Origin of the sequence: Sphingomonas sp., assembly GCF_025353885.1 — a bacterium.
Taxonomy (GTDB): domain Bacteria; phylum Pseudomonadota; class Alphaproteobacteria; order Sphingomonadales; family Sphingomonadaceae; genus Sphingomonas_O.
On record NZ_JANXNX010000010.1, the window covers coordinates 1 to 20,951 of the forward strand.

The window sequence follows — 20,951 nt, forward strand, 5'->3', positions numbered from 1 at the left end:
GCTGATGGCCGAAGCCTATAAGATCATCGATCACAGCTATGATGCAGTGATTGTCGGCGCGGGCGGGTCGGGCCTGCGCGCAACGATGGGTTGCGCCGAGGCGGGCTTGCGGACCGCGTGCATCACCAAGGTGTTCCCGACACGCAGCCATACTGTGGCTGCGCAGGGCGGGATCGCTGCGAGTCTGGGCAACATGGGCCCCGATCATTGGACTTGGCACATGTACGACACTGTAAAGGGGTCGGACTGGCTGGGCGACCAGGATGCGATCGAATATCTGGTGCGCGAGGCACCTCAGGCGGTTTACGAGCTGGAACACGCCGGCGTGCCGTTCAGCCGCACCAACGAGGGCAAGATCTACCAGCGCCCCTTCGGTGGCATGATGCAGAACATGGGCGAAGGGCCGCCGGCGCAGCGCACCTGTGCGGCGGCGGATCGGACCGGCCATGCAATGTTGCATGCCCTGTACCAGCAGAGTCTGAAGTATGACGCCGACTTCTACATCGAGTTTTTTGCGCTCGACCTGATCATGGAAAATGGCGCGTGTCGCGGGGTCATCGCGATGTGCATGGAAGATGGCAGCATTCACCGCTTTCGTTCGCACAGCGTGACGCTGGCGACGGGTGGTTACGGCAAATGCTGGTTCTCGGCGACGAGCGCGCATACCTGCACCGGCGATGGCGGCGGCATGGTGTTGCGTGCGGGGTTGCCGATGCAGGACATGGAATTCGTGCAGTTCCACCCGACCGGCATCTATGGTGCAGGCGTTCTGATTACCGAAGGCGCGCGCGGCGAGGGTGGCTATCTGACCAATTCAGAGGGCGAGCGGTTCATGGAGCGTTATGCACCGTCGGCCAAGGACCTGGCATCGCGCGACGTCGTGTCGCGATCGATGGCCGCCGAAATTCGCGAAGGTCGTGGCGTCGGTCCGCACAAGGATCACATCTACCTTCACCTCGACCATATTGCGCCCGAAGTGCTGGCCGAACGGCTGCCCGGTATCACCGAAACCGGTAAGATTTTTGCCGGCGTCGACTTGACCCGCCAGCCTTTGCCGGTCACGCCGACGGTGCATTACAACATGGGCGGCATCCCCTGTAACTATCACGGCGAAGTCGTGACGTTAAAGGATGGCAACCCCGATACCGTCGTGCCGGGCCTGTTCGCGATCGGCGAGGCGGCCTGCGTTTCGGTGCACGGTGCCAATCGCCTCGGCTCCAACAGCCTGATCGACCTGGTCGTGTTCGGCCGGGCAACGGGCCACCGCATCGCCGAAATCGTCAAGCCCGATACCAAGCACGCGCCATTGCCAAAGGGTTCGGAGGAAATGGCGCTGGGCCGGGTCGACAAGTTCCGCAATGCCAGCGGGGCGTCGACGACCGCCGAAATCCGGCTGGAGATGCAGCGGACGATGCAGAAGCACGCCGCCGTGTTCCGCGACACCGAACTGCTGGACGAGGGCAAGATCCTGATCGACAAGGTGGCCGAACGCATCCACGACGTCCGCGTCACCGACCGTTCGATGATCTGGAACACCGACCTGATCGAGACGCTCGAGCTCGACAACATGCTGCCTCAGGCTGTCGTCACGATGCACGGTGCTAGCAACCGCCACGAATCACGCGGCGCGCACATGCACGAAACTTATCCCGACCGGAACGATGGCGAGTGGATGAAGCACACACTGCTGTGGAACCAGGGTAAGGGCGTGACCATCGACTACCGCCCGGTGCATGATTACACGCTGACCGACGATATCGACTATATCAAGCCAAAGGCACGGGTTTACTAAGCCGCGCTTAACGTCTCGTCAGTGTTTGCTCGCTACCCCGTCATCATGGCGCGGAATTGGCAGATTGGGCCCCGTGGGGGTGGAGTTCAGTCAGGACCGCCCTCTGCGGCGCAGGTACAGGCCGAATATCGCGCGATGTTGACCGAGGATCTCGGGCCCGCGGTGTTCAACCGCGTGGCCGTTCGCGACGACGGGCAGCCGGTTGGGCTGTTTCGCCTGTTGATGCGGCCGGCCGGGCTGTTCGCGCTGGCCCTGATCGCGCTGATCACGGTGCTGACCATCAAACTCTGGCGGGACGGGGTTTTCGAATCCTTCCGCCAGCACAACGTGGCCAGGACCATGACCGACGACAAGCGCTGGATGCTCGGCGATCGCCTTGCTCCGCCCCCTGCCGAGAAAATGATCGAGCCGTTGCAGCCGCAACCACGGCCCGCCGTGAGCGTAACCGAACCGAATGCCGCCGACCCTGGCGACGAGCCCGAGGAATAGCGGCGAAGCCCACCCTCTGCTTCAGTAAACATTTCCCCCGCTCGGCGCTTTGTGGTCAAAGGCGCGGAATCGTGAGGGAAGCAGGCATGACCGACGCAGCAACGCCATGCCGGTCGCGAGCATAGATGATTTGACCGGCACTATCACAGCAATCGTGCTGGCAGGCGAACGCCCCGGTGGCGACCCACTGGCGCGTGCGTTCGGCGTGGTTGCCAAAGCGCTGATCCCGGTCGGCGACGTGGCGATGGTCGACCGCGTGGTCGCGACGTTGGAGGCGAACGTTAATATTGCGCGGGTGATCGTCGTCGGGGGCAGCGCGCTGTTGGCAATGAGGGCCGGGTTCGATCCGGCGGGGCCGACGATTGCGGCCACGATTGGGGCGATCGTCGACCGCGGGGAATTTCCGCTTCTGGTGACAACTGCCGATCATCCCCTGCTGGACGACGCGATGATCGATGCATTCGTGGGCGGGGCGAAGGCGCGCGATCTGGCGGTTGCCGTGGTCGAAAGGCGTGTCCTGCTCGCTTCCTATCCAGCCAGTCGCCGGACCTGGCTCCCTTTTCGCGGAGGATCGTATTCCGGGGCAAACCTGTTCTGGATCGGGAGTGAGCGTGTTCGCCCTATCCTCGAAATATGGGCTGCCGTCGAGCAACGGCGCAAGCGGGGCCGAGCCCTGTTGTCGGCATTCGGTCCGGTCGTGCTGGTCGGAGCCGCCCTGCGCTTGCTGACGATCCAGGGCGCGCTCGACCGCATCGGCGCGCGGTTTGGCTTGTCGGCGGGCGCAGTCATTCTCCCTCAAGCGGAGGCGTGCATCGACGTCGATAGCGAAGCGGACCACCGGTTGGTCGAGGCGATCGTGGCGGCGCGCGCCAGGGTGTGAGGATCGGTTTTCTGTTCAATCACGATGCCGGGCATCAGGTCGCGCACAGTGTGGGGATCTTGCGCGCCTATGCTCGGGCAAATGCGGGGGACACGGTGGTGGCGCTGGTTGCTCCGCCATTGCAGGGGGCGGTTCGTGCGGGCCTTGGCGACGCCCGGGTGGATTGGATCGACTTTCGGCCCGGCACCGTGGCCGGGATCGTTGCGCCCGTGCTCGACAGGATCGCGCCGTTTTCAAGGAAATCGGCGCTGGCCGCCAATCTGGATGTGATCGCCGGACTGGACGCGCTGGTCGCGACCGAGCGCACCTGCCTTTGGGCGCGGCGAAAGCTGGGATCACGCGCGCCTGCTTTCATCTATATCCCGCACGGCGCTGGCGACCGCGGCGTAACGTATCACCAGGAGCTTGCGCAGTTCGACTTGCTGCTGGTGCCCGGGCGCAAATACGTCGAGGCGGCCAGGGCAGCGGGCCTGATCGATGCCGACAACGCGATCGGCATCATCGGCTATCCGAAATTCGACACGCTTGCTCGCCCTTCCACGCCCGATCGGTTGTTCGACAATGACAATCCGGTGTTCGTCTATAACCCGCACTTCGACCCGTATCTGTCGTCATGGTATGATTTCGGTCCGCGGTTGATCGACTGGTTCTCCGGGCGACCCGACTACAACCTGATTGTGGCACCCCACGTCATGCTGTTTCGAAAGCGGTTTCACTGGTCGCTCGAATATCGCACCGGACGGTTGCGGCCCGACCTTCCGGCTTCCGCAAGCGCACCGAACATCCTGGTCGATGTCGATGGACCGCGCTTGTTCGATATGAGCTATATGCGCGCCGCCGACGTGTATATCGGCGATGCCAGCAGCCAGATTTATGAATTCATGACCACGCCCCGCCCTGCCTATTTCATTGACAGCCACGGCGTGCCGATCCGTCACTGGCGGGCGGGACCGGTGGCGACGTCGCTCGCTCAACTCGCCGCGATGCTGCGCGATTTCAAGGCGGCGGGCGCGCGCTTCGCGTCCGCCCAACGCGCTTTGTTAGACGAAACATTCGACTCGTCCCCGATCCCCGCCAGCGAACGCGCGGCCACCGCCATTGCCGAGTTCATGGCCGTCCCTAAAGTCCAGCGCGCATGCTGAGCCAGGTCCTCCGCAACATGGGATTGCTGTTGGGGGGCAAGGCGGCGGCAGGGTTGATCAGTCTCGTCTATCTCATAATCGTAACCCGCACGCTCGGTCCGCATGACTATGGCGTGCTGGTGCTGGTCAACGGCTATGTCGTCGCGGTCGGTGGAATCATCGCGTTTTCGGGCTGGCATACCGTGGTTCGCTATGGCGCGCAGGCGCTGGCGGATGGCGACCATGCTCGCCTGACGCGACTGGTGCGTTTCATGACCCTTGTCGAACTGGGCTGCGCGGTCGTGGCGATGGGCATCGCTGTGGCCGGAGTTCCCTATGCCGCGCGCGAGTTTAGTTGGTCGCCCGAAGTCGTTCCGGTCGCCCGCTGGTATGCGCTGGGCGTCATCGCGAACGTCGTCACGACGCCTTACGGGATTTTGCAGCTGGCGGGCAGGTTCGATAAACTGGGCCTGCAATCGACGGTCTCGCCGCTGATCCGCCTGGTCGGGGCGGTAGCCGTATGGCTGGCGGGCGGCGGGTTAACCGGCTTCCTGATCGTCTGGCTGGCGGGCTCGATCGGCGAGGGGGTTTTCGTTTGGATGCTCGCGTTGCCGATCTTCGGCAAGATGCGCGGCGACGTGAAGGTGCCGGGAGGCATCGACGGCGTAAAGCGCGAGAATACCGGCATCGTGCGTTTTCTGGTCACGACCAACGCCGATTTGACCCTGCGCGACCTTGCGCCAAAGCTGGTGCCGCTGGTCGTCGGGGCCATTCTAGGTCCGGCGGCGGCAGGGATCTATTCTTTGGCGCAACGGGCATCGGTCGTCTTGCAGCAGCCAGCGACGCAGTTGGCGCAAGCGGCGTTTCCGATCATCGCCCGGCTGATCGCGGCGGGCGACCGGGCTGCGGCAAGGCGCCTGACGTGGCGGACTTCGGGGCTGGCGCTGGCGGCGGGCGCGCCACTGGTGCTGCTGTTCGCCTTTTTTTCGAGACAGATATTGGAATTGCTTGGCGGTCATGGCTTCGAATCGGGCGCGTTCCTGCTGGTGCTGCTGGCGGTCGGCCGGGGCGCACAACTTGGGTCGGTGCCGTTCTCCTCGGCGTTGATAGCCATGGGAAGCACCGGCCAATCGATCGCCGTCAATATCGTCGCCAATGTCGGCTTGCTACCCTTGCTTGCCTGGCTGCTGATGCGCTTCGGGATCGACGGCGCGGGGTGGCACGGGCTGGTGTTGGGGCTGCTGATGCTGATTGTGCTTGCGCTCGTCTTTCGGGCTGGCAAAGACCGGCTTATCCCGGTAAAACCGGAAACCGATATGGTCGCTGCCTCCGCAACGCGACAGGGAACTCCCGATGGTTGAATTAACGCTCCCCAAGAACAGCAAGATCAAGGCCAAGGGAAAGTCGTATAAAGCGGCAGCGGGTGCGAAGAACATCAAGAATTTCAAAATCTATCGCTACGATCCCGATAGTGGCGAGAACCCGCGCTATGACGATTTCGAGGTTGATCTGGACAGCTGCGGGCCGATGGTCCTTGACGCGCTGATCAAGATGAAGGGCGAACAGGACAGCTCGCTGACCTTCCGCCGGTCCTGTCGTGAGGGGATTTGCGGGTCGTGTTCGATGAATATCGACGGCACCAACACGCTCGCCTGCACCAAGGCGATCGAGGATGTGAAAGGCGATGTGCGGATCACGCCATTGCCGCATATGGACGTCATCAAGGATCTGGTCCCCGACTTCACGCATTTTTACGCACAATATGCATCGATCGAACCTTGGCTGAAGACTAAGACGCCGACTCCATCGGGGGTCGAACGGCTGCAGACGCCCGATGACCGGTCGAAGCTGGATGGCCTTTATGAGTGCATCCTGTGTGCATGCTGCTCGACCGCTTGCCCGAGCTATTGGTGGAACAGCGACAAGTTCCTGGGTCCCGCCATCCTGTTACAGGCGTATCGCTGGCTGGCTGACAGCCGCGACGAGATGACCGGCGAACGGCTCGACGAACTGGAAGATCCGTTCCGCCTGTACCGCTGCCATACGATCATGAATTGCTCGAACGTCTGCCCCAAGGGTCTGAGCCCCGCCAAGGCGATTGCCGAGGTCAAGAAGATGGTGGTCGAACGCGCTGTCTGAGGTGAGCGGACCTGAGATAAGCGAGCCTGAGGCGGCGGGTGATACTGCTGCCGACCACGCCACCGAAAAGCCCAGCGCTGAGTTTGTTCATGCCGATGATCCCGATCACCCCGGCTGGCGGACATGGACCCTGTCGGACCCGACGCGGTTCAATTCGCTGCTTGGCAAGATGCTGGTACGCCGCGATGGCGACCTTGCCCGCGTGCGGATGTTTCCGGGTCATGTGCACACCAATCTGATGGGCAACGTCCATGGCGGCGCATTGCTCGGCTTCATCGACGTATCGTTGTTTGCCGGCGCGCGCGTGTTCGGACTGATCGATGCGGGGGCGGCGGTGACGCTCGATCTGTCGGTCCAGTTCATCGGTGGCGGACGGTCGAACGAGCCACTGGATTCCGAGGTCGAATTACTGCGTGAGACCGGGCGGTTGCTGTTCCTGCGCGGGATTGTCCATCAGGCGCATGGCAAGGTCGCGGCCTTTGCTGGAACTGTGCGCAAGCCCAGCCCGAAGCGGACAGCGCCGTGAATGTGGCCGACCGCTATGCCGCGCTGGTTGCGGCAGGCGAACTCAGGGCCGACCCGACGCAGGCGGAGGCGGCGATCCGGCTTCACCGGTTGCAGACGGAACTGGAGGCGGTCGCGCCGCGCGGGAGCATCTTGTGGCGGTTGGGCAAATCGAAGCCGCTCCCGCCCAAAGGCATTTATCTGTGGGGCGGGGTGGGACGTGGCAAGTCGATGCTGATGGACCTGTTTTATGACTGCCTGAAAATCAATCGCAAACGCCGGGTTCATTTCCACGAATTCATGATCGAGGTTCACGCCCGGCTCCGCGTCGAGCGCGAGAAGGAGACCGGCGACCCGATTGCGCCGGTGGTGGCCGGACTGGCGGACGAGGCGCGCTGCCTGGCGTTCGACGAGATGGTGGTGAACAATTCGGCCGACGCGATGATCATGTCGCGGCTGTTCACCGGGCTGATTGAAACCGGCGTCACGATCGTCACCACGTCCAATCGGGCACCTTCCGAATTATACAAGGACGGGCTGAACCGGGAGCATTTCCTGCCGTTCATTGCGCTGATCGAAGACCGGCTCGACGTCGTTCCGCTCAACGGTCCGACCGATTACCGGATGGAGCGGCTGGCCGGGGTAAAAACATGGCATGTCCCCAACGGACCCGAGGCGACGGCGGCGGTCCGGCAGGCTTTTTTCCAGCTCACCGACTTTGCGCCCGAGGATGCGCTTCATGTGCCGAGCGCAGAACTGGAGCTGGGCGGCGGCAGGATCCTGCACGTTCCCAAAAGTCTGAAGGGGGTCGCGGTGTTCTCGTTCAAGCGACTGTGCGGCGAGGCGCGTGGGGCATCGGACTATTTGGCGGTGGCGCGGCGTTATCACAGTGTGATCTTGGTCGGCATACCAAAGCTGGGGCCGGAGAACCGCAACGAGGCAGCGCGCTTCGTTACGCTGATGGACTCGCTTTACGAGCATAAGGTAAAGCTGATCGCGACCGCCGATGCGACGCCCGACACGCTCTATGAAAAAGGGGATGGCCGGTTTGAATTCGACCGTACCGTGAGCCGGTTGATGGAAATGCAATCCGCCGATTATCTGGCACAGGGGCATGGGGCAGGATCATAAAGTAACGTCTCCGCTAACGCGAACCATTTGCAAAGATAATATTGACGCTAGGGCAATCCGCGGTTGCGGCGGCGTGTCAAGGCTCGTAACTGCGACCCAATTTCCGTCAAGGTAACAGGGAAGGCAAAGCCGCATGGCACGCAAGAAAATCGCACTTATCGGTGCAGGAAACATCGGGGGCACGCTCGCGCATCTGGCCGCTTCAAAGGAGTTGGGCGATATCGTCCTGTTCGACGTCGCAGAGGGGATCCCGCAGGGCAAGGCGCTCGACCTGTCGCAATGTGGACCGGTCGAGGGGTTCGATGTCAACCTGAAGGGCAGCAACGATTACGCCGACATTGCCGGAGCCGATGTCATCATCGTCACAGCCGGAGTGGCGCGCAAACCCGGCATGAGTCGCGACGACCTGCTCGGTATCAACCTGAAGGTCATGAAGGCTGTGGGCGAGGGCATTGCCGCCAACGCGCCGAACGCCTTCGTCATCTGCATCACAAACCCGCTCGACGCTATGGTCTGGGCACTGCGCGAATTTTCGAAGCTGCCGCACCATATGGTCGTCGGGATGGCGGGCGTGTTGGATTCGGCGCGTTTCCGCCATTTCCTCGCTGACGAATTCAAGGTCAGCGTGCAGGACGTCACCGCCTTCGTGCTGGGCGGCCATGGCGATACGATGGTTCCCGTCGTCGAGTATTCGACGGTTGCAGGCATTCCCATTCCCGACCTGATTGCGATGGGTTGGTCTACGAAAGAGCGCATCGCCGCGATCGTTGCGCGCACCCGTGCCGGTGGCGGCGAGATCGTCGGGCTGCTAAAGACCGGCTCGGCCTTCTATGCACCGGCGACCAGCGGCATCGAAATGGCCGAAGCCTATCTGAAGGACAAGAAGCGCGTCCTGCCTGCCGCAGTCTATCTGTCGGGGCAATATGGTGTCGATGGCCTGTACGTTGGCGTGCCCGTCGTGATCGGTGCCGGTGGCGTCGAAAAGGTGGTCGAGATCAAGCTGAACGAAGAGGCGCAAGCCAATTTCACCGTGTCGGTCGATGCGGTCAAGGAACTGCTGGTTGCCTGCAAGGCGATCGACGGTTCGCTGAATTAAAGGACTGGCATGAGCATCCTGATCGACAAGAATACCAGGGTCATCACGCAGGGCATGACGGGTAATACCGGCACGTTCCACACCGAACAGGCGCTGGCTTACGGCACGCAGATGGTCGGTGGCGTCACGCCGGGCAAGGGCGGGACGACGCATATCGGCTTGCCCAATTTCAATACCGTGCATGAGGCGGTTGCGGCGACGGGTGCCACGGCATCGGTCGTGTACGTTCCGCCTCCGTTCGCTGCAGACTCCATTCTGGAGGCGGTCGACGCTGAAGTGCCGCTGATCGTCTGCATTACAGAGGGCATTCCCGTCCTAGACATGGTCAAGGTCAAGCGCGCGCTGTCGGGTTCAAAATCGCGGCTGATCGGGCCGAACTGCCCCGGCGTGCTGACGCCGAACCAGTGCAAAATCGGCATCATGCCGGGTTCGATTTTCTCCGTCGGCACCGTCGGCGTTGTAAGTCGTTCAGGCACGCTGACCTATGAAGCCGTATTCCAGACCACCAACGAGGGCCTTGGCCAGACGACGGCTGTCGGTATCGGCGGCGATCCGGTCAACGGCACGAACTTCATCGACATGCTCGAACTGTTTCTCGCCGACGACGCGACCCGGTCGATCATTATGATCGGTGAAATCGGCGGTTCGGCCGAAGAAGATGCGGCGCAGTTCCTGATCGACGAAGCCCGGCGCGGTCGTAAAAAGCCGATGGTCGGGTTTATTGCCGGACTGACAGCGCCACCGGGACGCCGGATGGGCCATGCCGGTGCCATCGTTTCGGGCGGCAAGGGCGGTGCCAAGGACAAGATCGCCGCGATGGAAGCGGCGGGCATTCGCGTTTCGCCGTCGCCGTCGGAACTGGGTGTCACGCTGAAGGCTCTGCTGGGCGCCTGATTGTCGCTGTGCGGAGGCGGGCGATGGTAATCGAGGAAGCGTTATGGGTATCGAGAACGACACGTTCACTGCCGAACACGAAGCCGGGCCCAGTTGGGCGCGGCCGGGCTGGCCGCCACTGGACAGCGATGACCTGACGAGCGCGCTCGACCCCACGCAGATGGCGGTCGTGGTCAAGGCGGCGGCAAAAAAGTCCGGCGCACCGCTGGGAGAGGCCGAACTGGCAAAGGCTGCATCGGACGCGATCAAAGCGATGCTGATGATCCGGACGTTTCGCGTTCGTGGGCATCTGGCGGCCAACCTCGACCCGCTGGGTCTGGCACCCCGCCCGGTCCGCGAGGACCTTCAGCCTGCCTATCACGGATTTTCGGATGACGACCTGGACAAGCCGGTCTGGCTGGGTGGTGTTCTCGGCCTGGAAAAGGCCACGCCGAATGAAATCCTTGCCATCCTGCGCGCCAACTACTGCGGCAACGTTGGCCTGGAATACATGCATATTACCGATGTCGAGGAGCGGCGCTTCCTCCAGGACCGGATGGAGGGTAAGGACAAGGCCATCACCTTCAGTCCCGAGGGCAAGACGGCGATCCTCGCGAAGGTAATCGAGGCCGAGCAGTGGGAAAAGTTTCTCGGCAAGAAATATGTCGGTACCAAGCGGTTCGGGCTCGATGGCGGCGAAGCGATGATCCCTGCGCTCGAAAGCGTGATCAAATACGGTGGCCAGTTTGGCGTTCGCGAAATCGTGATCGGCATGGCGCATCGCGGGCGTTTGAATGTCCTGTCGAACGTCATGGGAAAACCCTATAAGGTCATCTTTCACGAGTTTTCGGGAGGCTCGGCCAACCCCGATGACGTCGGCGGCTCGGGTGACGTCAAATATCATCTCGGCACCAGTACCGACCGCGAATTTGATGGCATCAAGGTTCACATGAGCCTGGTGCCGAACCCGTCGCATCTCGAAGCGGCCGACCCGGTCGTGCTGGGCAAGACGCGCGCGATCCAGACCGACCGCGATGATCTTGACGAACATATCCAAGTGTTGCCGGTGCTACTGCACGGCGACGCGGCGTTTGCCGGCCAGGGCGTCATCTGGGAATGCCTCGGCTTTTCAGGTGTGCGTGGCTATAATACGGGCGGCTGCGTTCACTTTATCATCAATAACCAGATCAGTTTTACGACCAGCCCGCAATTTGCACGATCTTCGCCCTATTCTTCGGACGTCGCCAAGGGCGTTCAGGCGCCGATCTTCCATGTCAACGGCGACGATCCCGAGGCAGTTACTTTTGCTTGCAAAATGGCGATCGAGTTCCGCCAGCGTTTCCACCGTGATATCGTCATCGACATGTGGTGCTATCGCCGTTTCGGTCACAACGAGGGCGATGAGCCGAGCTTTACCCAACCGCTGATGTATAAGACGATCAAGACCCACCCGCCGGTTAGCGAAGTGTTTGGCGCGCGGCTTCTGGCCGAAGGCGTGATCGACGCCGATTGGATGCCGAACCACATCGCCACCTTCACGGAGATGCTGGAAGGGGAGTTCGCTGGGGCCGCCGACTATAAGGCCAACCGGGCTGATTGGTTCGGTGGCCGCTGGGCAGGCCTTCACAAGCCGACGGATTCCGAAACCGCGCGGCGCAACGTCGAGACCGGCATTGAGAAAAAGCTGTTCGACGGTCTGGGTCGCACGCTGACGACCGTGCCCGACCACCTGACGATCCATCCGACGTTGAACCGCATTCTCGACGCCAAGCGTGCGATGTTCACGAGCGGGGATGGGTTCGACTGGGCCACCGGCGAGGCGCTTGGCTTCGGATCGATTCTGTCCGAAGGCTATGGCGTTCGCCTGTCGGGCCAGGATTCCGGACGCGGCACGTTCAGCCAGCGTCACTCGGTGTGGGTCGACCAGACTGACGAGCATAAATACGTCCCCCTCTGGAGTGTCCCGCATGGGCGTTTCGAGGTGCTCGATTCAACACTCAGCGAATTCGGCGTGCTTGGGTTCGAATACGGCTATGCCAGCGCCGACCCCAAGACGCTGGTGCTGTGGGAGGCGCAGTTCGGTGATTTCGCCAACGGCGCGCAGGTCATCATCGACCAGTTCATCGCCAGTGGCGAGGCCAAGTGGCTGCGTGCCAACGGACTGGTCATGCTGTTGCCGCACGGTTTCGAGGGGCAGGGTCCCGAACACAGCTCGGCGCGGCTCGAACGGTATCTGCAACTGTGTGCCGACGACAATATCCAGGTCGCCAATTGCACGACGCCGGCAAATTACTTTCACATCCTGCGGCGGCAAATGCACCGCCCGTTTCGCAAGCCGCTGATCATCATGACGCCGAAGTCGCTGCTGCGCCACAAGAGCGCGGTTTCAAAGGCTGAGGAGTTCCTGGGCAGCAGCCACTTCATGCGGATATTGTCCGATCCGAAACCACCCGCCGATGCCGACGTCAGGCGAGTGGTGCTGTGTACCGGCAAGGTCGCCTATGATCTGTTCGATGCGCGCGACGCGGCGGGCGATGCCAACACAGCCATCATCCGGATCGAGCAGATTTACCCGTTTCCGGGAGAAGCACTGGCCCGTCGCCTGAAGCGGATGACCAACCTCGAGGACGTAGTCTGGGCGCAGGAAGAACCGAAGAACAACGGAGCCTGGTCCTTTGTCGAGCCTTATATCGAGGAATCGCTGGCCGAAGCGGGCGTCAGGATCGCGCGGCCGCGTTATGCCGGGCGTAAGGCGTCGGCATCGCCGGCGACCGGCCTTGCGAAACGTCATCAGTCCGAACAGGCCGCACTGGTTGCCGATGCGCTGGGCCACAGCGTGCGCAATGAAATCAGACGTCAGCGGAAAGGTTGACAATGTCCACTGAAGTTACTGTCCCCGTTCTTGGGGAATCGATCACCGAGGCGACCCTTGGCGAATGGCTTAAAAAGCCCGGGGATGCGGTGAAGGCCGATGAGCCGATTGCCAGCCTCGAGACCGACAAAGTTTCGATCGAAGTGCCATCGCCGGTCGCGGGCGTGATGGGGCAGCAGGCTGTCAAAATCGGTGATACCGTGAAGGTTGGCGCGGTCATCGCGGCGATCGAGGCGGGGAGTGCTGCTGTTGCCAGCCCGGTTGCGGCCAGCCCCGCCGTTGCTGCTTCGCCTTCACCGCAGCCCGAGAGTGCTGGCGCGCAGGCTCCTGCCATCCCGGCGCGAACCGGCGATGGACTGTCGCCGACCCTGTCGCCATCGGTCCGGCGGCTGGTGTTGGAAAAAGGTGTGGATCCATCATCGATCAAGGGTTCGGGCAAGGACGGTCGCCTGACGCGTGATGATGTGCTTGGTGCGGCGACCTCCGAACCTAAATCGGAAACGTCGGTAGCGCCTGTCGCTCCGGTCGCTGCTGCCGGGCAGCGCGGCGAAGAGCGCGTCCGGATGACCCGCCTGCGCACGACGGTCGCGCGCCGTCTGAAGGAAGCGCAGAATACCGCGGCCCTGCTGACGACGTTCAATGACGTCGACATGACTGCCGTCATCGCGGCGCGCGCAAAATACAAGGACCTGTTCGAAAAGAAACATAGCGTCCGCCTGGGCTTCATGGGTTTTTTCGTGAAGGCGGCGTGCCAGGCGTTGCGCGACATCCCCAATGTCAACGCGCAGATCGATGGCGAGGAAATCGTCTATCATGACTACGCCGATATTTCGGTCGCGGTAAGTGCGCCCAATGGCCTGGTCGTGCCCGTCATTCGCGACGCCCAAGATATGTCGGTCGCTCAGATCGAAAAGACCATTGGTGATTTCGGAGCGCGCGCAAAGGCGGGCACGATGACAATGGACGACATGAAAGGCGGTACGTTTACGATTTCGAACGGCGGCGTGTTCGGTTCGCTGATGTCGACCCCCATCATAAACCCTCCGCAATCCGCTGTCCTGGGCTTGCACCGAATCGAGGATCGCGCGGTGGTGCGTGACGGGCAGGTCGTGGTCCGTCCGATGATGTACCTGGCGCTCAGCTATGACCACCGGCTGATTGACGGACGTGAGGCGGTGACATTCCTCGTCGCGTTGAAGAATGCGATCGAGGATCCAACGCGGTTGCTGATCGACCTTTAAGGAGCCGCTAGATGGCTGATTATGATTATGACGTTCTCGTTATCGGCTCGGGTCCGGGCGGCTATGTGGCGGCGATCCGGGCGGCGCAGCTTGGACTAAAGACCGCCTGTGCCGAGGGTCGCGAGACGTTGGGAGGGACCTGTCTTAACGTCGGCTGCATCCCTTCGAAGGCATTGCTGCACGCATCCGAAATCTATGAACAAGCGCATTCGGGCGCGCTGGCTAAGTTCGGGATCAACATCGCGGGCGCGACGCTCGACCTGAACCAGATGCACGCGGAAAAGGCATTGGCGGTTAAGGAATTGACCGGCGGCATTGCGTTCCTGTTCAAAAAGAACAAGGTTGACTGGCTGAAGGGCAATGCCGCTTTTACGGGCCCGAATACGGTCGACGTTGCGGGCCAGACATATCGCGCCAAGAATATTGTTATTGCGACCGGGTCCGCAGTGACATCGCTGCCGGGCGTGACGGTCGATCAGCAGACTGTCGTGGATTCGACAGGTGCACTGGCGCTGGCAAAAGTGCCTGAGCATCTGGTAGTGATCGGTGGCGGGGTGATCGGGCTTGAACTTGGGTCGGTCTGGCGGCGTCTCGGCGCGCAGGTGACCGTCGTCGAATTCGTCGACCAGATCCTGCCCGGCTTCGATGGCGAGGTCCGCAAGGAATCGGCCAAGCTGTTCAAAAAGCAGGGCTTCGACATTCGCACCTCGACCAAGGTGACCGGGGTTTCGGTCACCGATGGCAAGGCGGCCGTGACCGTCGAACCGGCGGCGGGGGGGCCTGCGGAAACGCTAAGCGCCGATGCGGTATTGGTTTCGATCGGGCGTCGTCCGAACACCGACGGGCTTGGGCTCGACAAGGCGGGGCTCGCTGTCAACGTGCGGGGGCAGATCGAGACGGGGCATCGCTTCGAGACGTCGGTCCCCGGCATATGGGCAATCGGTGACGTCATCCCGGGGCCGATGTTGGCGCACAAGGCCGAGGACGAGGGCATTGCGGTGGCCGAAAACATCGCCGGGCTGACGGGGATCGTGAACCACGACGTTATCCCGAGCGTGGTTTACACTATGCCAGAGATCGCGGGCGTCGGCCTGACCGAGGAAGCGGCAAAGGAACGCGCAACAGCTTCGGGAGGCGACATCAAGGTTGGCAAGTTCCCGATGATGGCGAACAGCCGCGCCAAGACCAACCGCGACACCGATGGCTTCGTAAAGGTCATTGCCGATGCGAAATCCGACCGCGTGCTCGGCGTATGGATCGTTGCCAGCCTGGCGGGCACGATGATCGCCGAAGCCGTGCTGGCGATGGAATTCGGGGCTACGTCCGAAGACATCGCCTACACCTGCCACGCGCATCCGACGCACGCCGAGGCGTTGAAGGAAGCGGCAATGGCGGTGCAGGGCAAGCCGATCCACATCTGACGATGACCAGCACGATTACCGCCCAGCTCGCGCCGCTGATCCAGTGGCTCGACCTGTTCGGCATCGGCGTGTTTGCGGCATCGGGCGCGCTGGCGGCGGCGCGGGCACGGCAGACGATTGTGACTTTCGCGTTCTTTGCGCTGGTGACCGGCGTGGGAGGCGGGACGGTGCGCGACCTGTTGATCGGGGCGCCGGTGTTCTGGGTTCAGGACTGGCGCGTGGCTGCTGTCTGCCTCGGCGTGGCTGGCCTGATCTGGATGACGCCCTATGGGTTCTGGCGCGGTCGCGCGATCGACTGGTTCGATGCCGTCGGGCTGGCGGTCTATGCGGTATTTGGCGCTGCCAAGGCATTGGGCCTGGGCATCCCCGCGCTTCCGGCGGTCATGATGGGGATCATTACCGCATGTGTCGGCGGCATCATCCGCGACGTGCTGGCCGGTGAGCCATCGATTCTGTTGCGACCCGAAATTTATGTAACGGCGGCGGCACTGGCGGCGGGGCTGTTCGTGGGGCTTGTGCTGGTGGGAGTGCCGTTGTTTGTTGCAGCCGTGATCGGGGCAGCGGCTGGGTTTGTCCTGCGCGCGCTCGCCATCGCCCGCAGCTTCTCCATCCCGGCGTATCGGGGCTAGGCGCGGACGAGGCCGACGGCGCTGAACGCGACGACTTCGTCGGGCGGGGTATTCGGCTCGGTCAACGACCGCTGCCAAAGGCCGACATCGATCCACTGGCCGTTCTTGAATGTGATCTCGCGATAGACGCCCGCGCGCCGAAAGCCGATCGCCTCGTGAAGCTGGATCAGCTTGTCGTTCGGCATCGTCAGCGTGCTGACCGCTTGCGTGAAGTTCTGCGCGGTCAGGGTCGCCAGCAGGGTCTGGTAGAGGTTGCGGCGCAAGCCCTGCCCCTCGACCTCGCCACTGACGTAACAGGCGGTCTCGACGGCAAAGCGATAGGCCGACCCCGGGCGAAACGGCTTGGCAAAGGCGTAACCCAGCACAAGACCGCTTTCTTCATCCACTCCGACAATCCACGGGAACAGGTCGGCGGCTTCAGTAATCCGTGCGTGCATCTCGCCCTGCTTTGGGAGGCTGGATTCGAACGAAACGGCATTGGTCACCACATACGGTGCGTAAATCGCCAATATCGCTGCGGCGTCGTCGGGGGTGGCGGCGCGGAGGGTGATCATTTCGTTATCCAGGTCATTATCAGGTCGATGAGGCGGGTTTGCCGGGTGGGCGAGGCGGTGACGGAACATTCCAGGCACCGGGTTTGCACCGAGGCGCCCATCGCCAGCGCCTGGGCGTCGGCGATCGCACCGGTCAGCGCGTCAATCCGCTGGCGCGCCATGACCGACAGCAGGTCATTGGCCTTGCTGTCGTCGTCATTGTCGCCCGAATCATTGTAAGCGGCCGCCAATGTCTCGGTGAACGTGGGCGGTTTTTCGAGCCATACCGCGTGATCTGCCGCAGGGTCCAGCTTGGCCCGTCGCGCAGCTTCGGCAATGGCATCGTCGATGCCGCCAAATGCGTCGACCAGGTTGATCTGGCGCGCGGTGCCCCCGTCCCAGACGCGACCCTGGGCGATTTCATTGACGCGGGCAGGGGACAGTTTTCGCGCGCCGCTCACCAACGCGATAAAGCGTCCGTAGGTGCTTTCGATACTGCGCTGGATGATCGTGTCGAAGGCGGCGCTGGTTCCACCCAGAACGTCGGGCTGCCCCGACAGCGGCGTGCTGGCGACGCCATCGGTGGTCAGGCCGACTTTTGGTAAAACGCCCTCGAACGTCGGGATAATTCCGAACACTCCGATCGATCCGGTGATCGTCATCGGTTCGGCGAAGACCCGGTCGGCGACCGTGGTTACCCAATAACCGCCCGATGCCGCGACATTGCCCATCGATGCGACGATGGGGATGCCCTGCGCCCGCGCCTGTTCCAGTGCCGCACGGATGCGCTCGCCCGCCATCGCCGATCCACCGGGCGAATCGACGCGCAAGACAAAGGCCTTGTACTTGCCGGTTGCGATCGCCTTTTTGATCAGCTTGGCGATCGTGTCGCCGCCCGCCGTGCCGGCGCTTGCCTGGCCATCGACGATGTTGCCGGCCACGGTGACGACGGCGATTCTTCCGTCGCCCGATTTGGCGGGATGGGCGGCGATCCAGGCGGGCAATTCGACCCGCGCGAAGTCAAGCTTGTCCTTGCCCGGTCCGACGATTGCCGCCACCGCCCGGGTGAAGCTGGCACGGTCGCCCAGTCTGTCGACGATCCCGGCGGTCAGCGCCGATTGGGCAAGGTCGCCGCTCGCCGTCGCGGTGACGGGATCGCTGGCATAGGCGGCGATCCGTGCCTTGGGGCGGGCGCGTTGCACATTGGCTTGCCATCCCTGCCAGAGGATGTTGATTAGCGCCTCGTTCTCCGCCTTGGCTTCGGGCGATTGATCGGCGCGGATATAGGGTTCGACGAACGACTTGTATTTACCGACGCGGTAGACATGGGCGTTGACGCCCAGCTTGTCGATCAGCCCCTTGTAGTAAAGCTGCGACCCACCAGGGCCGGTAAACAGCGCCAGTCCCATCGGATCAAGCCAGATTTGCGAAGCATGGGCGGCCAGCATGTAGCCGCTGTCCTGATAGCCGGTGGCAAAGGCCAGCACAGGCTTTTTCGCCGCCCGCACCCTGTCCAGCGCCTCGCCGACGTCGGTTAGTGCAACGCGTCCGCCCCCGGTAAAGCCGTCGAGGTCGAGGACCACTGCCTTGATCCGATCGTCGGTCGCGGCAACGTCGATTGCCCGGACAAGATCGCGCAGGCGGAACTGGCGGGGCGCCGCGCGACCCCCGAACAGGCTTGTCGCGCCGACATTTTCGGGTTGCTCGACAATACTGCCTTTGAGTTGCAGGACCAGCGCACCGCTGCCGACCGCAGCGATATTGGGGCGCACCGAAAGCGCCGCGTAGATCAGTCCGAAAAACAGCAGCATGAACAGCAGGACAAGTGCGTCCTTTACCCCCACCAGCAATTTCCACGCACCGCGTACCAGTTTCATCAGATGTTCCCGCCGTTTCGCCGGTGCGCTAGCCGCTGGCCCGCACCCTGTAAATGCGCGAGCGCCCCAAATGAGCGAAGCGGCTTGATGAAACCCTAGATTGCTAATCTTCATTTTACTGACGCAGCGTCGGCGAGGACCCGGCCCATGAAAATTGCGTGGTGCTGCCCTTGACGATTAGCGATCTGATCCACATATCTCGCCCTGCTGGCACTCAACCCCGTTGAGTGCTAACGCAAGGTTCACGCTCCCGTTTGGAGCCAAGACAAGGGTGACATCCATGAACTTTCGACCCCTGCACGATCGCGTGCTCGTTCGCCGCATCGAAGCCGAAGCAAAGACTGCTGGTGGCATTATCATTCCCGAAACAGCCAAGGAAAAGCCACAGGAAGGCGAAGTCGTCTCCGCAGGCAGTGGCGTTCGCGCCGAAGACGGTTCGATCACGCCACTCGACGTGAAGGCCGGCGACAAAATCCTGTTCGGCAAATGGTCGGGCACCGAGGTCAAGCTGAACGGCGAAGACCTGCTCATCATGAAAGAAAGCGACATTCTCGGGATCGTTGGCTGAACGTCACTGACTTCGAAAACCGTCTGATTATTCTTAAGGAAAAAATATCATGGCAGCTAAAGACGTAAAATTCGGTCGCGACGCTCGTGAGCGCATCCTGCGCGGCGTCGACATTCTCGCCGATGCCGTAAAGGTCACGCTGGGGCCAAAGGGCCGCAACGTCGTGATCGACAAGAGCTTCGGCGCTCCCCGCATCACCAAGGACGGCGTCACCGTCGCCAAGGAAATCGAACTCAAGGACAAGTTCGAGAACATGGGCGCGCAGATGATCCGCGAAGTCGCTTCGAAGACGAACGACCTTGCAGGCGACGGCACGACCACTGCTACCGTTCTCGCCCAGTCGATCGTTCGCGAAGGCATGAAGTCGGTTGCGGCCGGCATGAACCCGATGGACCTGAAGCGCGGCATCGACATTGCAGTCACGGCAGTCGTCGCTGACCTCAAGGCGCGTTCGAAGCCAGTTTCGGGCACCGCAGAAATCGCACAGGTCGGCGTTATCTCGGCGAACGGCGACACCGTCGTTGGCGAAAAGATTGCCGAAGCGATGGAAAAGGTCGGCAAGGAAGGTGTCATCACCGTCGAAGAAGCCAAGGGCCTCGATTTCGAACTCGATGTCGTCGAAGGTATGCAGTTCGACCGCGGTTATCTGTCGCCTTACTTCATCACTAACCCTGAGAAGATGTCGGTTGAACTGAACGACCCTTACATCCTGATCCATGAAAAGAAGCTGTCGAACCTGCAGGCGATGCTCCCGATCCTGGAAGCTGTCGTTCAGTCGGGCCGTCCGCTCCTGATCATCGCCGAAGACATCGAGGGTGAGGCTCTGGCCACGCTCGTCGTGAACAAGCTTCGTGGCGGCCTGAAGGTTGCAGCCGTCAAGGCTCCAGGCTTCGGCGATCGTCGCAAGGCAATGCTGGAAGACATCGCGATCCTGACGAAGGGCGAGATGATTTCCGAAGACCTCGGCATCAAGCTCGAAACCGTCACGATCGACATGCTCGGACAGGCCAAGCGCATTACGATCGACAAGGACAACACCATTATCGTCGATGGTGCCGGTGACGAAGCCGCGATCAAGGGCCGCGTCGAAGCGATCCGCCAGCAGATCGAGAACACCACCAGCGACTATGACAAGGAGAAGCTCCAGGAGCGTCTTGCCAAGCTTGCGGGCGGTGTTGCGGTCATCAAGGTCGGTGGCGCTTCGGAAGTCGAAGTCAAGGAGCGTAAAGATCGCGTCGACGACGCCCTCCACGCGACCCGCGCTGCTGTCGAAGAGGGCATCGTCCCCGGTGGCGGTACTGCATTGCTGTACGCAACGCATGCCCTCGACGGAATGAAGGGTGCCAATGACGACCAGACGCGCGGCATCGACATCATCCGCAAGGCCCTGCAGGCTCCCCTCCGCCAGATCGCCCAGAATTCGGGTTGGGACGGCGCTGTGGTTGCCGGCAAGCTGATGGAAAGCAATGACGTCACGCTTGGCTTCAATGCCCAGACCGAGGTTTACGAAAACCTGGTTGCTGCCGGTGTTATCGATCCCACGAAGGTTGTCCGTGCGGCGTTGCAGGATGCTGCATCGGTTGCCGGTCTGCTGATCACGACCGAAGCTGCTGTTTCGGAACTGCCAGACGACAAGCCAGCTATGGGCGGAATGCCCGGCGGCGGCATGGGCGGAATGGGCGGCATGGATTTCTGATTTCGGATACGGGCCAGCACTGCTGGCCCGGATACGAAATCAGATGGGACGGCGAGGGCGGCAACGCCTTCGCCTGGCCGATCCAGACC

Annotated in this window: 18 protein-coding genes; 16 read left to right on the forward strand and 2 right to left on the reverse strand. The window is 62.1% G+C overall.

What is annotated here, in order from left to right; all coding sequences use genetic code 11:
* Window positions 1–4 precede the first annotated feature (4 nt).
* The 14 genes from sdhA (at window position 5) to Q0R02_RS01280 (ending at window position 16,188) form a co-directional block, all read left to right on the forward strand.
* Window positions 5–1,792 carry a succinate dehydrogenase flavoprotein subunit gene (sdhA, locus tag Q0R02_RS01215; RefSeq protein WP_293880155.1) on the forward strand — a complete coding sequence of 596 codons (1,788 nt, stop codon included), beginning with the start codon at window positions 5–7 and terminating at the stop codon, window positions 1,790–1,792.
* A gap of 135 nt (window positions 1,793–1,927) precedes the next feature.
* Complete coding sequence (locus Q0R02_RS01220) at window positions 1,928–2,281, forward strand: hypothetical protein (RefSeq protein ID WP_293880128.1); 354 nt, start codon at window positions 1,928–1,930, stop codon at window positions 2,279–2,281.
* A gap of 130 nt (window positions 2,282–2,411) precedes the next feature.
* Window positions 2,412–3,161, forward strand: coding sequence for an NTP transferase domain-containing protein (locus tag Q0R02_RS01225; protein WP_293880129.1), 750 nt, complete (start codon window positions 2,412–2,414; stop codon window positions 3,159–3,161).
* Window positions 3,158–4,303, forward strand: a complete 1,146-nt coding sequence (locus tag Q0R02_RS01230) for a hypothetical protein (RefSeq protein WP_293880130.1) — start codon at window positions 3,158–3,160, stop codon at window positions 4,301–4,303. Before Q0R02_RS01225 ends, Q0R02_RS01230 begins: the two co-directional genes overlap by 4 nt.
* Window positions 4,297–5,643 (forward strand): lipopolysaccharide biosynthesis protein, encoded by a 1,347-nt coding sequence (locus Q0R02_RS01235; RefSeq protein ID WP_293880132.1) that lies wholly within the window; start codon window positions 4,297–4,299, stop codon window positions 5,641–5,643. Before Q0R02_RS01230 ends, Q0R02_RS01235 begins: the two co-directional genes overlap by 7 nt.
* Window positions 5,636–6,421, forward strand: coding sequence for a succinate dehydrogenase iron-sulfur subunit (locus tag Q0R02_RS01240; RefSeq protein ID WP_293880133.1), 786 nt, complete (start codon window positions 5,636–5,638; stop codon window positions 6,419–6,421). Before Q0R02_RS01235 ends, Q0R02_RS01240 begins: the two co-directional genes overlap by 8 nt.
* A gap of 1 nt (window position 6,422) precedes the next feature.
* Entirely contained in the window at window positions 6,423–6,947 is a 525-nt protein-coding gene (locus Q0R02_RS01245; RefSeq protein ID WP_293880134.1) for a PaaI family thioesterase, read from the forward strand.
* Window positions 6,944–8,056, forward strand: a complete 1,113-nt coding sequence (gene zapE, locus Q0R02_RS01250; RefSeq protein ID WP_293880135.1) for a cell division protein ZapE — start codon at window positions 6,944–6,946, stop codon at window positions 8,054–8,056. Before Q0R02_RS01245 ends, zapE begins: the two co-directional genes overlap by 4 nt.
* Window positions 8,057–8,189: 133 nt before the next feature.
* Entirely contained in the window at window positions 8,190–9,152 is a 963-nt protein-coding gene (gene mdh / locus Q0R02_RS01255) for a malate dehydrogenase (RefSeq protein WP_293880136.1), read from the forward strand.
* A gap of 9 nt (window positions 9,153–9,161) precedes the next feature.
* Window positions 9,162–10,046: a succinate--CoA ligase subunit alpha gene (gene sucD, locus Q0R02_RS01260; protein WP_293880137.1), complete on the forward strand. Its 885-nt coding sequence runs from the start codon at window positions 9,162–9,164 to the stop codon at window positions 10,044–10,046.
* 43 nt (window positions 10,047–10,089) lie between these two features.
* Window positions 10,090–12,897, forward strand: coding sequence for a 2-oxoglutarate dehydrogenase E1 component (locus Q0R02_RS01265; RefSeq protein WP_293880138.1), 2,808 nt, complete (start codon window positions 10,090–10,092; stop codon window positions 12,895–12,897).
* Window positions 12,898–12,899: 2 nt separating this feature from the next.
* Window positions 12,900–14,138, forward strand: coding sequence for a 2-oxoglutarate dehydrogenase complex dihydrolipoyllysine-residue succinyltransferase (gene odhB / locus Q0R02_RS01270; RefSeq protein ID WP_293880139.1), 1,239 nt, complete (start codon window positions 12,900–12,902; stop codon window positions 14,136–14,138).
* An 11-nt stretch (window positions 14,139–14,149) separates the two neighbouring features.
* Window positions 14,150–15,559, forward strand: coding sequence for a dihydrolipoyl dehydrogenase (lpdA, locus tag Q0R02_RS01275; protein ID WP_293880140.1), 1,410 nt, complete (start codon window positions 14,150–14,152; stop codon window positions 15,557–15,559).
* A gap of 2 nt (window positions 15,560–15,561) precedes the next feature.
* Entirely contained in the window at window positions 15,562–16,188 is a 627-nt protein-coding gene (locus Q0R02_RS01280; protein WP_293880141.1) for a TRIC cation channel family protein, read from the forward strand.
* Here the strand turns inward: Q0R02_RS01280 and Q0R02_RS01285 are convergent.
* Complete coding sequence (locus Q0R02_RS01285; protein WP_293880142.1) at window positions 16,185–16,742, reverse strand: GNAT family N-acetyltransferase; 558 nt, start codon at window positions 16,740–16,742, stop codon at window positions 16,185–16,187. The genes Q0R02_RS01280 and Q0R02_RS01285 overlap by 4 nt on opposite strands.
* The gene (gene sppA / locus Q0R02_RS01290; protein WP_293880143.1) at window positions 16,739–18,598 is read right to left on the reverse strand and encodes a signal peptide peptidase SppA; all 1,860 of its coding nucleotides are present in this window, start codon (window positions 18,596–18,598) and stop codon (window positions 16,739–16,741) included. The genes Q0R02_RS01285 and sppA overlap by 4 nt, the downstream gene beginning before the upstream one ends.
* Window positions 18,599–18,878: 280 nt before the next feature.
* Here sppA and Q0R02_RS01295 point away from each other — a divergent pair, with 280 nt between their 5' ends.
* Both Q0R02_RS01295 and groL read left to right on the forward strand, forming a co-directional pair.
* On the forward strand, window positions 18,879–19,166 hold the full coding sequence (locus Q0R02_RS01295) for a co-chaperone GroES (protein ID WP_293880144.1): 288 nt from the start codon (window positions 18,879–18,881) through the stop codon (window positions 19,164–19,166).
* A gap of 49 nt (window positions 19,167–19,215) precedes the next feature.
* Window positions 19,216–20,862 carry a chaperonin GroEL gene (gene groL / locus Q0R02_RS01300; RefSeq protein WP_293880145.1) on the forward strand — a complete coding sequence of 549 codons (1,647 nt, stop codon included), beginning with the start codon at window positions 19,216–19,218 and terminating at the stop codon, window positions 20,860–20,862.
* Window positions 20,863–20,951: the final 89 nt, after the last annotated feature.

Bases quoted from the DNA above. Each gene is read 5' to 3' on its own strand.
- Q0R02_RS01280 (WP_293880141.1), top strand. From the start codon at position 15,562: ATGACCAGCACGATTACCGCCCAGCTCGCGCCGCTGATCCAGTGGCTC.
- sdhA (WP_293880155.1), top strand. From the start codon at position 5: ATGGCCGAAGCCTATAAGATCATCGATCACAGCTATGATGCAGTGATT.
- Q0R02_RS01220 (WP_293880128.1), top strand. From the start codon at position 1,928: ATGTTGACCGAGGATCTCGGGCCCGCGGTGTTCAACCGCGTGGCCGTT.
- Q0R02_RS01265 (WP_293880138.1), top strand. From the start codon at position 10,090: ATGGGTATCGAGAACGACACGTTCACTGCCGAACACGAAGCCGGGCCC.
- Q0R02_RS01235 (WP_293880132.1), top strand. From the start codon at position 4,297: ATGCTGAGCCAGGTCCTCCGCAACATGGGATTGCTGTTGGGGGGCAAG.
- mdh (WP_293880136.1), top strand. From the start codon at position 8,190: ATGGCACGCAAGAAAATCGCACTTATCGGTGCAGGAAACATCGGGGGC.
- Q0R02_RS01285 (WP_293880142.1), bottom strand. From the start codon at position 16,742: ATGATCACCCTCCGCGCCGCCACCCCCGACGACGCCGCAGCGATATTG.
- sppA (WP_293880143.1), bottom strand. From the start codon at position 18,598: ATGAAACTGGTACGCGGTGCGTGGAAATTGCTGGTGGGGGTAAAGGAC.
- Q0R02_RS01295 (WP_293880144.1), top strand. From the start codon at position 18,879: ATGAACTTTCGACCCCTGCACGATCGCGTGCTCGTTCGCCGCATCGAA.
- lpdA (WP_293880140.1), top strand. From the start codon at position 14,150: ATGGCTGATTATGATTATGACGTTCTCGTTATCGGCTCGGGTCCGGGC.
- groL (WP_293880145.1), top strand. From the start codon at position 19,216: ATGGCAGCTAAAGACGTAAAATTCGGTCGCGACGCTCGTGAGCGCATC.
- odhB (WP_293880139.1), top strand. From the start codon at position 12,900: ATGTCCACTGAAGTTACTGTCCCCGTTCTTGGGGAATCGATCACCGAG.
- sucD (WP_293880137.1), top strand. From the start codon at position 9,162: ATGAGCATCCTGATCGACAAGAATACCAGGGTCATCACGCAGGGCATG.
- Q0R02_RS01240 (WP_293880133.1), top strand. From the start codon at position 5,636: ATGGTTGAATTAACGCTCCCCAAGAACAGCAAGATCAAGGCCAAGGGA.